Annotated in this window: 12 protein-coding genes; 9 read left to right on the top strand and 3 right to left on the bottom strand. The window is 44.0% G+C overall.

All coding sequences use genetic code 11. The annotated features are described in order from the left end of the window. Positions 1-224 precede the first annotated feature (224 nt). From RTJ53_RS07870 to RTJ53_RS07860, 3 genes are all read left to right on the top strand, one after another. Positions 225-1,277, top strand: coding sequence for a cation diffusion facilitator family transporter (locus RTJ53_RS07870; RefSeq protein WP_312276541.1), 1,053 nt, complete (start codon positions 225-227; stop codon positions 1,275-1,277). 315 nt (positions 1,278-1,592) lie between these two features. Beyond that, a complete protein-coding gene (locus RTJ53_RS07865; RefSeq protein ID WP_144917340.1) occupies positions 1,593-2,348 on the top strand; it encodes a hypothetical protein in 756 nt (251 codons plus the stop codon). A gap of 18 nt (positions 2,349-2,366) precedes the next feature. Further along, complete coding sequence (locus RTJ53_RS07860; protein ID WP_312276540.1) at positions 2,367-4,226, top strand: monovalent cation:proton antiporter-2 (CPA2) family protein; 1,860 nt, start codon at positions 2,367-2,369, stop codon at positions 4,224-4,226. 115 nt (positions 4,227-4,341) lie between these two features. Here the strand turns inward: RTJ53_RS07860 and RTJ53_RS07855 are convergent, their stop codons facing one another. From RTJ53_RS07855 to RTJ53_RS07845, 3 genes are all read right to left on the bottom strand, one after another. Further along, positions 4,342-5,544, bottom strand: a complete 1,203-nt coding sequence (locus RTJ53_RS07855) for an ammonium transporter (protein WP_312276539.1) — start codon at positions 5,542-5,544, stop codon at positions 4,342-4,344. 239 nt (positions 5,545-5,783) lie between these two features. Continuing rightward, positions 5,784-6,068 (bottom strand): YbdD/YjiX family protein, encoded by a 285-nt coding sequence (locus RTJ53_RS07850; protein ID WP_312276538.1) that lies wholly within the window; start codon positions 6,066-6,068, stop codon positions 5,784-5,786. Positions 6,069-6,153: 85 nt separating this feature from the next. Beyond that, a complete protein-coding gene (locus RTJ53_RS07845; RefSeq protein WP_409418153.1) occupies positions 6,154-8,244 on the bottom strand; it encodes a carbon starvation CstA family protein in 2,091 nt (696 codons plus the stop codon). Positions 8,245-8,797: 553 nt separating this feature from the next. On the opposite strand from RTJ53_RS07845, the gene RTJ53_RS07840 reads away from it, so the two are divergent. From RTJ53_RS07840 to scpB, 6 genes are all read left to right on the top strand, one after another. After that, positions 8,798-9,787, top strand: coding sequence for an LpxL/LpxP family acyltransferase (locus RTJ53_RS07840; protein ID WP_312276544.1), 990 nt, complete (start codon positions 8,798-8,800; stop codon positions 9,785-9,787). Positions 9,788-9,905: 118 nt separating this feature from the next. Next, a complete protein-coding gene (gene trpS / locus RTJ53_RS07835) occupies positions 9,906-10,997 on the top strand; it encodes a tryptophan--tRNA ligase (protein ID WP_312276536.1) in 1,092 nt (363 codons plus the stop codon). 10 nt (positions 10,998-11,007) lie between these two features. Continuing rightward, positions 11,008-11,622, top strand: a complete 615-nt coding sequence (locus RTJ53_RS07830; protein ID WP_312276535.1) for an O-methyltransferase — start codon at positions 11,008-11,010, stop codon at positions 11,620-11,622. A gap of 7 nt (positions 11,623-11,629) precedes the next feature. Continuing rightward, a complete protein-coding gene (locus tag RTJ53_RS07825) occupies positions 11,630-12,256 on the top strand; it encodes a nuclease-related domain-containing protein (protein WP_062334336.1) in 627 nt (208 codons plus the stop codon). Next, the gene (locus RTJ53_RS07820) at positions 12,253-13,041 is read left to right on the top strand and encodes a segregation and condensation protein A (protein WP_312276534.1); all 789 of its coding nucleotides are present in this window, start codon (positions 12,253-12,255) and stop codon (positions 13,039-13,041) included. The genes RTJ53_RS07825 and RTJ53_RS07820 overlap by 4 nt, the downstream gene beginning before the upstream one ends. Further along, the gene (scpB, locus tag RTJ53_RS07815) at positions 13,038-13,583 is read left to right on the top strand and encodes an SMC-Scp complex subunit ScpB (protein ID WP_312276533.1); all 546 of its coding nucleotides are present in this window, start codon (positions 13,038-13,040) and stop codon (positions 13,581-13,583) included. The genes RTJ53_RS07820 and scpB overlap by 4 nt, the downstream gene beginning before the upstream one ends. Positions 13,584-13,613: the final 30 nt, after the last annotated feature.

Below are 13,613 nucleotides of genomic sequence, written 5' to 3'. Positions count from 1 at the left end.
CTATTGTCGGACTGGTGGCGACAGACAATTGCGTTGCCATCGGCAAAGTATGCCAAACTATCGATTGACATTGATCCGATGAGTTGGTCTTAACCTGACTTGCAAAACCATTGCTTTTGCTAAAGCGCTTATTTCACGCTGATGTTTAAATGGGCTTTTTTCAAGTCGCTGATTGGGCTACAATTTAGCTAATTTTTACCATTAATTAGGGTAAGTAAATAACAATGACCCCAAAACCGCTTCAAGATTCAAAGCATGACGCGCACCCTGACGACCCTCATATGCCACATCATGAGCAGCCTAATGCGCATGGTCATGGCGACAATCACCACCATGAGGACGCTGATCATAGTCACAGTCACAGCCATACGGATAATCAGCGTATCATTACGATAGCGTTTGCTATCATTGCAAGCTATATGATTGTTGAAGTCATCGGGGGTTATATTACTGGAAGTTTGGCGTTGTTATCAGATGCAGGTCATATGTTTAGTGACGCGGTGTCACTTGCCATGACTTTGTTTGCGTTTATCATCGGTAAAAAATCTGCTACCTCCAATAAAACTTTTGGTTATCGCCGTTTTGAGATTTTGATTGCGCTCATCAATGGTCTGACGCTAGTGATTATCAGTGCAGGTATTATCTATGAAGCCGTACTGCGTTTTCAGCAGCCGCCACAAATCGCCACCACGGGTATGCTGGTTATCAGTACTATTGGACTTATCGTCAATTTGGTGGTGGCGAAGCTGATGCACGGTGGTGATACTGATAATCTCAATATGAAAAGCGCTTATTTACATGTATTAAGTGACTTGCTAGGCTCGGTGGCTGCGATTATTGCTGCTATTGTGATTATGCTGTTTGGCTGGGTGTGGGCAGATGCGGCGGTAAGTATTTTGGTGGCGCTACTGATTGTTCGTAGTGGCTATGCTGTCGTCAAAAACGCCGCCCATATCTTGATGGAAGGCGCGCCCAATGATATTGACCAAAGCGTTATTATCCAAACCCTCTCTGCCCACCCAAACGTGTTATCGGTTCATGATTTACATGTCTGGACGATTACCAGCGGCTTACATAGCTTATCTTGTCATATCATCGTCCCAAGCTCGCTTACCCTACAGCAAACTGATGCGCTATTATCAGACTTACAGCATGAGTTACAGCATTTAGGCATTGGGCACAGTACCATTCAATTTGAGAGTGATTTGCATGCGCACTCCGCGCAGTTTAATTGTGACATTACTAGCGCACCTCCTGTCCATGCGCACGCGCACTAACCGACTTTTTGACACGAAGTGCAAAAAGTCGATGTTGCCGCTGAGCGTCATTGGTTTTGTTTTTGGGTTTTTGTAATTTTGGATTTTTAGTTTGAATGGCTTTGGCGATTTAACTTTTCTTACGATTAATTGTGTGATAGTGTCCATTACTTAGGCTAAATATGTTAGGATGAATCAGCACCATGCTGTGGCAAGCCTTGTTTGCTAAAAGTTTGCTAAACGCTTGCCAAACAATTAAACATCTGTATTTAATATCTACATTAGGTTTCTATTAAATCTATATAAAAATCATTAGCTTACTGGAGGTAAACGCGTATGACACACCGTTCTGCACCTTTCGTGGCACCCAACTTGCATCTCACCCAATCTGATGGCTCAGACAACTCAGATAATGGCAATCCCTCAGCATTATTGGTTGATGAAAAGGCGCATAAAAAACAGGTCAAGTTATTGCTCTCCACCTTGCAAGCCGATATTGCCCAGTTTCGGGATAACTTTTTTCCGCCACCCTATCTCACCCAAATTCAAGATTTGCCTATTTATGCAGGCAATTTGGCAGAGGTGCAAAGCTATGAGCAAACCTGGCAAGCTTTGATTGACCGCGCCAAAGGGTTTTATCCTTCGGCAGGATTGCCGCCTGATTATCTGCCATTACCCGCAAGCCTTGAGATACCGCAGTTTATTTATCATGTGCAAAAACTGCATTTGACCCGTACCAAAGCCAAAGAATCCAAAAATTTTGGGTCAGTGGGTGCTCTGGTTGAAAAATGCGGTCCGTATGAGGATGCCCAGTTAATGGCGATGGAAAATGCCCTAGCCAAAGGCGAAGACGTGCGGCTGGTGGCGCATCGTGAATTTATCGATTTACGCGCTTATGTGTTTTGTCGCAATCCCAAAGGTGAATTGCTAGAGCCTGAACGGATTCGTTTTTATCGCACAGGTTTGGTCATTCAAACGTTAGCAGACTTTAAAGTGGTGGACAGTCGGCAAACTCCCCGTAAAAAACGCAATGACGCCTATAAAAATGCGATTGCCGATAACGGGATTTGGAAAATTTTTGTCAAAAATTAAAAATAATTGAGGTTTTGTATGTTTGTGCTTGCTGCCAGTGCTGATAGTTCTATGATGCTTGACGCAACTATCTTTTTGGGTGCGGCAGTGATTTTGATACCGCTTGCGAAGCGTTTTGGTATCGCCACGGTATTGGGTTATTTGTTTACAGGCTTATTGCTGGGTCCAAGTTTTTTAAAAGTTGCGGGTAACCCCGATGACTTGCTGCATTTTTCTGAATTTGGGGTTGTGCTGCTATTATTTATTATTGGTTTAGAGCTGCAACCTTCTCGGCTTTGGGCACTTAGGCAACAGATTTTTGTGTTAGGCGGGCTGCAGGTGATTGTCACGGGCGTGGTGCTGATGCTGCTATCGTGGTATTTTTTAGATATTCGGCTATCAAATAGCTTTGTCATCGGTTTTGGCTTGGCGCTGTCATCAACGGCGTTTGTGTTGCAGTTATTGGGTGAAAAAAAGCAGCTTGCCACCACGCATGGTCAGCAAGCCTTTACTATTTTATTATTTCAAGATATCGCGGTTATTCCTTTACTTGCCGCATTGCCATTTTTGTCGGGCGCGCAAGAGCAAAATTACGATTGGATTTATTTTGCCAAAGTCATCAGTATTTTTGCTGGCATGATATTTGTCAGTCGGTTTGTGGTACGTCCTTTCTTTAAATTCGTGGCCTCTAGTAACGCCACCGAGCTGCTCACCGCCACGGCGTTGTTTATCGTACTGGGTGTGTCACTATTGATGAATTATATAGGCTTGTCAATGGCACTTGGGGCATTTTTAACCGGGGTGCTACTGGCTGACTCTGAATACCGCCACGAGTTAGAGGCGAGTATTGAGCCATTTAAGGGGTTGCTGCTTGGGCTGTTTTTTATGTCAGTTGGCATGCTCACCAACGTCAAGTTAATTGTCGCCAAGCCCTTACTCATCATTGGCTTGGCAGTATTGCTGATGCTCATTAAGTTTGTGGTGCTGACAATCATTGCGCGGCTCATGGGCAACAAAAACGAAAGCAGTATCCGTCTTGGGGTGACGCTAGCGCAAGGCGGGGAATTTGCGTTTGTACTGTTTAGCGTGGCGACCGCCCAGCATCTGTTAACCCGTGAACAACAAAATATTCTAAACCTTGTGGTGACTGTCTCAATGGCAATGACGCCACTGGCATTTTTATTACTGGAAAAAATTGGCAATCCGATATTTGCCAAAGCTAAGCCCAGTAAAGAATACGACAAAATACCCAACCATGAGCACGAAGTCGTGATTGCAGGCTTTGGACGTGTCGGGCAAATCATCGGTCGTGTGCTACGCATGCACAATATTGAATTTACCGCGATTGAAAAATCTGCCAACCAAGTCGATTTCGTCCGCAAATTTGGTAACCAAGTATACTATGGCAATCCCCAAAATCCTGAGATCCTACGCGCAGCAGGGCTTCAACGAGCCAAAGTTTTTATTATCGCCATTGGTGATATTGAGCTGTCTGCAACGGTGGCGGATTATGCCGTACGCAATTATCCCCATCTGACCATCTTGGCACGTGCCAAAAACCGTGAGCATTATTATCGTTTGCGCGATGCGGGGGTTAAGTATATTTGGCGAGAAACCTACCTATCTTCGCTGGATATGTCACGCGAAACCTTGGAAGTATTGGGCATGGAGCCAAAAACCGCACGAAAAACCGTGCAAATGTTCCGCGATTATGATGACGCTTTGATTGAACGGCAGCGCGCCATCTATGAAGATGAAGCCGAGATGATTGCCTCAGCACAATCGGCGATTCAAGAACTCGAAAGCTTATTTGATAGCGATATGACCACCGCAAAAAATGAACTCAATAAAGAAAAAGAGCGGTTTGAAAAATTGGCCGATGAACCCAAGCCTAATTAGCCGCATACTAATCCTTAAACAATAAAAAAGGGCAATCACGTTCACGATTGCCTTTTTTTTCAACCAAATAACTAAAATCTAAATAGCTAGAATCTAAATAGCCAAAACTCAATCACTAAAACATATCACGATCAAAGGTAGAGGATATTTTATGAATCGATAAATCCGCGCCATTAAACTCTTCTTCATCGCCTAAACGTAGTCCCATGAACTGCTTGATAATCCCATACACCAAAAATCCTGTCGCTGTCGCAAAAAGGACGCCTATTACACTGCCGAGCAGCTGCGCCCAAAAACTCACGCCACCATGACCGCCAAGCCAATGTTGCCCAAAGATACCCACGGCAATCCCACCCCACAATCCGCACACCCCATGCAGCGGCCACACGCCAAGTACATCATCAATTTTTAAACGATTTTGGGTAAAGGTAAATAACCATACAAACAACCCGCCCGCGATACCACCGACCACTAAGGCGCCTAAAGGGTGCATGATATCCGAGCCTGCACACACTGCGACCAGACCTGCCAACGGACCGTTATGCATAAAGCCTGGGTCATTTTTGCCCACTATCATCGACACCAAGGTACCGCCCACCATCGCCATCAGCGAATTGACGGCTACTAACCCTGAAATACTGCCGATTTTTTGTGCCGACATGACATTAAAGCCAAACCAACCGACAATCAAAATCCATGAACCCAATGCCAAAAACGGAATGGATGACGGTGGATGGGTACTGGCATAGCCGTGTTTATAGCGGTTACGTCTGACACCAAGCAACAACACCGCGCCCAAGGCTATCCAACCACCAAATGCATGCACCACGATAGAGCCCGCAAAATCATGAAACTGCACGCCAAATAGCGACGCAAAAAAACCTTGTAACCCATAATTGTCATTCCATACCACCCCTTCTATTACAGGATAAAAGAAAGACACAATGATAAAGGTCGCCAAAAATAGCGGCAATATTTTGGCGCGCTCTGCTACCCCACCCGATACTATGGCGGGAATTGCTGCGGCAAAAGTCAGTAAGAAGAAAAACTTCATCAGCTCATAGCCATTGTCAAGTAACAAAACATCAGTACTATGAAAAAAATTGATACCATACGCAAGTGGATAGCCAATAAAGTAATACGCAATGGTGGAAATACAAAAATCGCCCAAAATCTTACCGAGCGCATTGACTTGGTTTTTTGCCCTGACTGTCCCTAATTCCAAAAACGCAAAACCTGCATGCATCGCTAAAATCATCACTGACCCAATCAATAAAAACAACACATCTAAACTTGAATGCAAAACTGGCTGCTGCATTAACACACCTCACTCACATGGTCAAACAATTAGGCAAAATCAAAAACGCTTGCTAAATCAATAAATCTTTTTAACCACTATCCCTTTTTTGCCTCTAATAGAGGTATTAACGAAGCGTGGTCAACTGACAAGCTGGCAATAGTATGCAAAATCATTGCCAATATTTACAAAAATTAACAATTCAATTTTTGATAAAAAAAACAGCCTAATTTTAGACTGTTTTCTACCGGTTTATAGCGTTAGCAAGGACATCGCTTCATGCTAGCGCCATTACTTGGGTAGCGCGCATCGACGCAGTAGCGAAAAAAGGTCTTTTCATCCATTGGCTCTAGATCAGGATGCTGCTCCTGCATATGGCTGACGTAGGTAGCATAATCAGGGACACCGACCATCAAACGAAAGCTTTGTTGCATCCGTTTGACCAGCGTGATTAGGCGGGTCATATTTTTTGGGCTAAAAATTACTTCCTTTTGCGCCTTTAAGGTCATTTTAATCAAGTTAGCGATTAACGCATTATTACTCATGTGACTCTCCTTCTATCTGCGTAGCATGGTTTTGGTGAAACTCAAGCGATTGCACAATATAGGTGCAATCACTGTTAATTTTTCACTAATGCGGTGCAGAAATATTCAAGGGTTTTGGATCTTCATAAATCGCCTCACCTTCAACCACGGTAGGTTTATCACTTGCCAAGGCTTTTGTTAATGCGCGAATGGTACCAACTATCATCACAATCAACACAATCATAAAGAAGCCACAAAGCACGGCATCCACATAGTTTGAGAATACGATGGTTTGCATCTCATCCAAGGTTTTGGCAGGTTTTAACACTTCACCTTTGGCAATCGCGGCACTGTATTTTTGTGCTTGTGCTAAGAAACCAATCGCTGGGTTTTCATGGAAGATTTTTTGCCAACCCGCCGTCAGACAGGTAACCAATAAGAAAACCGTGGGTGCCACAGTGACCCAAGCATACTTTTGTTTTTTCATTTTGAATAAAACTGCGGTACCTAGGGTTAATGCCATGGCTGCCAAAATTTGGTTACCGATGCCAAATAGCGGCCACAATGAGTTAATGCCGCCAAGCGGATCAATGACGCCTTGGTAGACAAAGAAGCCCCAAGCGGCGACTGCAATCAAAGTGGCAAGCAAATGCACGCCGAGATTGGTTGAGCCACGTACCGACGGCACCACGATGCCGATGGTATCTTGTACCATAAAACGACAAGCACGCGTCCCTGCATCGACTGCAGTCAAAATAAACAAGGCTTCAAATAAAATCGCAAAATGATACCAAAACCCCATCATCGCGGTACTACCAAAGATAGACGATAGGATATGTGCCATCCCAATTGCAAAGGTCGGTGCACCGCCTGTCCGTGAGATAATAGAGCTCTCACCCACTTGCTGCGCTAGTGTCGTAAGCGCATCAGGGGTAATTACAAATCCCAATTTTTGGATAGCCGCTGCCGCTGTCTCTGGTGTTGTACCTAAAAGCGCTGCTGGCGCATTAATCGCAAAATACATACCAGGGTCAAGAATGGTGGCACAGATCATTGCCATGATACCCACCATCGACTCCATGAGCATAGCACCATAACCAATGGCGCGAGTATCTACTTCATTGTCCACAAGTTTTGGGGTCGTACCACTCGATACCAATGCGTGAAAACCAGAGATAGCACCACAAGCAATGGTAATAAACAAGAACGGAAATAACCCGCCTTTAAATACCGGGCCTGTACCATCGATAAATTTGGTAACCGCAGGCATTTTTAACTCTGGCATGGTAAAGACAATCGCCAGTGCCAAACCTGCAATCACCCCTATTTTTAAAAAAGTAGATAAATAATCACGCGGCGCAAGCAGCAACCACACAGGCAATACTGATGCTACCACCCCATAAATCATCAAAGCCCAAGTCAGCTGGGTACCTGTCAGGGTAAACAATTCAGCCATCGCAGGGTCTTTGGCAATATCGCCACCAAAAACAATCGCCGCCATCATCAACACAAAGCCGATGATAGATACTTCCATGATTTTCCCTGGGCGTAAATAGCGCATGTAGATGCCCATCAGTAGCGCGATAGGAATCGTTGCCGCGATGGTAAATAGCCCCCAAGGACTGTGCGCTAGCGCCTTGACCACCACCAGTGCCAGTACTGCAAGAATGATGACCATCACGCCGAGTGCACCGAGCATCACCGTAATGCCCGTAAAAGTACCCAGCTCGTCTTTTGCCATTTCACCCAGTGATTTGCCATCACGGCGGGTCGAGATAAATAGTACAGTAAAATCTTGTACCGCACCTGCGAATACCACCCCAATGATGAGCCATAGCGTACCTGGCAAATAACCCATTTGTGCCGCTAAGATAGGACCGACTAATGGACCTGCCCCAGCAATCGCAGCAAAGTGGTGACCAAATAAGACGTATTTATTGGTAGGAACATAATCTAAGCCATCTTTTAGGCGGTGAGCCGGTGTCACGCGGCGGGGATTGAGCTCAAAGACTTTTTTGGCGATAAATAGACTATAGTAGCGATAAGCAATGCTATACGAACACACGGCAGCTGCAACAAGCCACACGGCATTGATACTTTCGCCTCGGTGCAGGGCAATTGTCCCTAATGCCACTGCGCCAATAATTGCAACAAGTAACCATGCTATCTTTGAGAGCATGGGGGAGTTACTTGTCATTGCGGAATTTGTCTGCATGTCAACTCCTTTTTATATGAAGATCATCCTAGGATAGAGATAAACGCAACTATATTAAAAAGCAACTATGTTAAAAAGCAATTATGTTAAATGGAACTAAATCAACATGTAATTACGTTAAACAATCCTTGCTATTTTTTTGTAATATTTTGCAAATTGTAACATGGATTAATGGTTATTCGTCATTCAATGTATCACTGTTACCCAATATATACTAAATTTACTGGCTTTAGCCTGTGTCGTTGTTTGGTATAATGACCCAACCAGCTTAAAAGCCTGTATATTTTAGCCTATATTTTTTGACCAGTTTTACAAACTTAATCTTCCAAGTCGCTGTTACGGCATTTATTTTTGCATTTTTTATGTCTTTTCTTATATATTTTTTTATGCTTTTTTTAATGAAACATACTCTATGAAACCAACCCAAAATCATAAGCCCCAAATGTTTGACCCAACAGCCAAAACGCCCCCGGTCGATACTGCCAGTAATGTCGATGCCAAGCTGCTGCATCAGTCAACCGTAACACTTGAAGGCATGCCAAAGGTGAGCGAGTTGCAAAAACTGCAATCAGATAACCGTACCGCGCGTAAGCCTTTTCAGTGGCAGTTTTTATTGCCACAATATTGGGGGATTTGGCTTGGGGTTGCGCTAATTTTGCCATTGATTTATTTGCCGTTGCGCTATCAGTTTAAAATCGGTCATTTTTTGGGAAAATTGTTATTTGGACTGATTAAAAGCCGCCGTGCCGATACTTTGACCAATTTGTCATTGGCGTTTCCAGAGCTCAGCGAAGATCAGCGTTTAGAGATGGCAGAGAAGATTTTTATCAATGCCGGTGTGGGTGTGTTTGAGAGTCTGTGTGCGTGGTATCGACCTGATGTATTTACCCGCTGCGTCACTGTATCAGGGCTGCACCATGTCAAAAACGCCCAATCGCAAGGTAAAGCGGTGATTTTACTTGGCATCCATTCAACTTTGCTCGATTTGGGTGGACGGCTGACCACCATGTTTACCCCGCTGGATGTGGTGTATCGACCGCAAAACAATGCGCTGCTTGATTGGTTTATTTTTAATGCTCGCTCAAAGGTTTATAGCGACCAAATTAGTCATCGCGATATGCGCCATTTTGCCAAAAACCTTAAAGACAACCATGTGGTATGGATCACCCCCGACCAAGATTTTGGGCTAAAACAAGGCGTAATGGCAAACTTTTTTGGGGTACCCGCTGCCACTTTGACTGCACCACGTCGTATGGCAAAACTGGGGAATAAAGCCAATCCACCTGCCGTGATGATATTGCATTTTTATCGGGAAACCCCGGATGAGATGCCCAAAGGTCGCAAACCGCATTATCACATCATCTTCTCGCCTATTATTGACAACTACCCAAGCGAAGATGAATTAGCGGATGCCAATCGCATCAATCAGCTATTAGAAAATTATATCCGTATCGACCCGACCCAATACATGTGGTTTCATCGGCGCTATAAAACCCAGCCTACTGGTATCCGCTATTACCGCTAATATTACTCATATGGCTCAGCCAATTTTTGGCATGAATTTGTAGTCAAAAACCGCTATACTAACGGACAATTTTTTTGCCTATTTTGTACTTTTTTTGCTTTTGTTTGGAATTTTGAATATGAATGATAAAACAGCCGCGCCGCGCCGCATTTTAACCGGTATTACCACCAGTGGTATTCCCCATCTTGGCAACTATGTCGGTGCCATTCGCCCAGCCATACAATCGGCTATACAAGGCGCAAGTACGGGAGAAAGCGATGCTTATTTTTTCTTGGCGGATTTGCATGCACTCATTAAATGCCACGACCCTGAGACGATTCATGCCTCGACCAAGGCAATTGCTGCAACGTGGCTTGCATGTGGTCTCGACCCTGAGCGCGTGGTGTTTTACCGCCAGTCGGATATTATCGAAATTCCGGAGCTAACTTGGGTACTCAACTGTAACTGTGCTAAAGGTTTGATGAACCGTGCGCATGCCTACAAAGCCGCCGTAGATGCTAACCGTGAAACGCCGGACACTGACCCTGATTATGGCATTTCGATGGGGTTATTTAGTTATCCTGTGCTAATGGCCGCGGATATTTTGATGTTTAATGCCACCCATGTCCCTGTGGGGAAAGACCAAATCCAGCATATCGAGATGGCACGTGATATGGCAGGTACCTTTAACTTTCGCTATTGTGACCCAGAAAAACCGATTTTTGTACTGCCCGAAGCCATGGTAGATGATGACACGCCGCTACTGACAGGGCTTGATGGTCGTAAAATGTCAAAAAGCTATGGCAATACCATTCCGTTATTTGGCGACCCTTCATCAAATCAGTCGCAAGTAGACGGTGAAAAAGCGCTGCGAAAAGCCATCATGCGTATTGTCACCAATTCACAATTGCCAGAAGAACCCAAAAACCCCGATGACTCCACGATTTTTGAAATTTATCGTGCATTCGCTAGCACAGAAGAACAACAACTACTGCGTCAACGTTTTGAGCAAGGTATCGGTTGGGGCGATGCCAAAGAAGTGTTGTTTGAAAAAATTAACAGCGAAATTGCCCCTTTCCGTGCTCGTTACAATGAATTGATGGCGAATCCAAAAGAATTGGAAGAAATCCTACAAATGGGCGCAGAAAAAGCCCGCCGTGATGCGCGCAAACGCCTAGAAAAAGTACGAAAAGCCATTGGTATCAAACCCCTTGCCAAACTCAAAAAATAACGAGTCACTCATGTCATTTGCACACTTTAAAGCCTATACCGATAGGCTTTATCAAACCGATAAAGCCTTTGACGATGCGCAGCCCAACCGTCTTAACCGACATCGCCACCTTGAGCCTGATTCAGCCGAGTTTCTTGCCAGTCTGGTTATCAGTAAGCGGGCTAAAAATATGTTAGAAATTGGCACATCAACGGGCTACTCTACGCTATGGCTAGGCTATGCGTTAGCCCAAATCAATCGTGCCAATACCGCCGATAGTGCCACGTTGACATCGATTGATATCGATGAGTGGCGATTACTAACTGCTCGCAATCACCTGCGTACCTTGCAGTTTGACCACAATATCACGCTACAACAAGTCGATGCGAAGGATTTTTTACGTCAGTCAACCGCCCATTTTGATGTGATTTTCTTGGATGCAGAGCGTAGCTTTTATGGTGACTATGTGGCTGACTTTAAGCGATTGCTGACCTTTGGCGATATGCTGATTGTTGATAATGTCATTTCTCATGCCGATGAAGTAGCAGCGTTTTTATCAGCCTTTGAACAGGACAAGAACTATCTGTGCTCTACCCTATCAATTGGGGCAGGATTGTTTTTAGCAGTTAAACAATCAAAGGATTAATAACAAAATGCTATGGGAATTATTAAAACAAATTTGGTGGTTAATTCCTCTTTTCCTTATCATTAGTTTTTTAAAATCGCCTACTTTTAAAGGTTGGTTTGGCGAAAAAATGGTTGAAAAAGCTGCTAATCGCAAGCTGCCACATGATAGCTACCATGATTTTCAAAACGTCACTTTAGCAACTGATGAGGGTTCTACGCAAATTGACCATATTTATGTGTCGCGTTTTGGTATTTTCGTGGTTGAAACTAAAAACTATAAAGGCTGGATTTATGGTAAAGTCAAAGATGCCAAATGGACGCAAAACATTTATGGCAAAAAACATCTTTTCCAAAATCCGTTACGACAAAATTATAAACATATCAAAACATTAGAGAATTTATTAGATTTACCGAATGACGTTTTTCATTCAGTTATTGTATTTACAGGTGAATGTGAATTAAAAAGTAATTTTCCAGCCAATATCTGTCGCTTGGGAAATTTTACAGATTATATTTTGTCATTTGACCAACAAAAACTCAGCGACATACAAGTTCAGCAAATCTGCCAATTATTGGCTAAAAATCGTCTTGATAATACGCTCAAAACTCGCCATCAGCATATTCAAAACCTAAAAAAACAACATCACAAATGACCAATTTAGCCATTCGAATTTTTGAGACGCCTGTTCAAAGTCTGCCCGAAGACCTCTATATTCCGCCTGAAGCCTTTGCCATTTGGCTGGAGCAGTTTGAAGGTCCGCTGGATTTTTTGTTGTACTTAGTCAAAAAAAATAACTTTGATATCACCACCACAGCGATTTTACCGATTACCGAGCAGTACCTGACTTATATTGAGGAATTGGATGACAATCATTTTGAGTTGGCAGGTGATTATTTGCTGATGGCAAGTACCTTGATTGCTATTAAAAGCGAATTGTTACTACCAAGCCCGCAACAGCCAGAGGATGAAAAAAACCCCACCAAGCAGCTGATTGACAGACTTGAACAATACGCCCAAATCAAACACGCCAGTCAGCGTATCGATGCGTTAATGCGGCTTGAGCGCGATGTGTTTTTGGCATACGCCAGTTTACCAAGCCCTGATATATTAGCCAAAGAGATTGCACCCTATCCTGCCACCATGCTTGCCGACAGTTTAATCAAAATGCAGCTAAAGCCCGATTACCACATGCATCATGTCAAAGCCGATATCGTGCCTTTGGCAGAGCGTATGGCAAGTATTAGCCGTATGTTGGCAAGTCGTGGTCAAGGCACTTTCCACGATATATTAGATAAGTCACAAGGTAAACTGGGTGTGGTGGTGAGTTTTGTCGCCATTTTGGAATTAGCCAAACAGCGGATGCTAAAGTTTGTCGCACAAGAGGATGACAACGCTTCCGATGTAAGCGAACTAACCTTGATATGGGCGTCGTCATGACGGATTTTAACCAACAACATCAGCTTGCCCAGCAGCATAGCAAATCTATCGAAGCGATTTTACATGCCTCAGAAACCCCGATTACTGCCAAACAGCTATGTCACTGGCTATCGATTAATCCAAACCAACTGAGCATGGCGCTCACGGTCTTGCAGCAGCGTCTATCACAAGGCGCGTTAACCTTAGCGGATACCGCTAGCGGCTACCGATTGCAAATCGCCAATGACTTTAGCCCACTTATTCAGCAAGTTTTTCCCCAGCGTCTAGAAACCTTAAGCCAAGCGTTATTAGAGACGTTAAGTGTGATTGCTTACAAACAACCGGTGACGCGTGGCGATATTGAACAAATTCGTGGTGTGACTGTATCGAGCAATATTTTACGGCAACTATTTGATAAAGGCTGGATTATTGAGCAAGGGTTTCGCGATACGTTGGGACGTCCTGCACTACTGCATACCACGCCAGCGTTTTTAGCCGCCTTTGGGCTTAAAAGTTTGCAAGATTTACCAAAGCTACCTGATGTGCAACAGCTTGAGATATAAAACAGCTACCGACTGGGCAGCTTCTTAAAA

The sequence above is a fragment of the Moraxella sp. CTOTU46711 genome (assembly GCF_031975715.1).
Classification (GTDB): domain Bacteria; phylum Pseudomonadota; class Gammaproteobacteria; order Pseudomonadales; family Moraxellaceae; genus Faucicola.
Note: the sequence above shows the minus strand (reverse complement) of the source record. Positions and strands in the feature narration are given on the sequence as shown.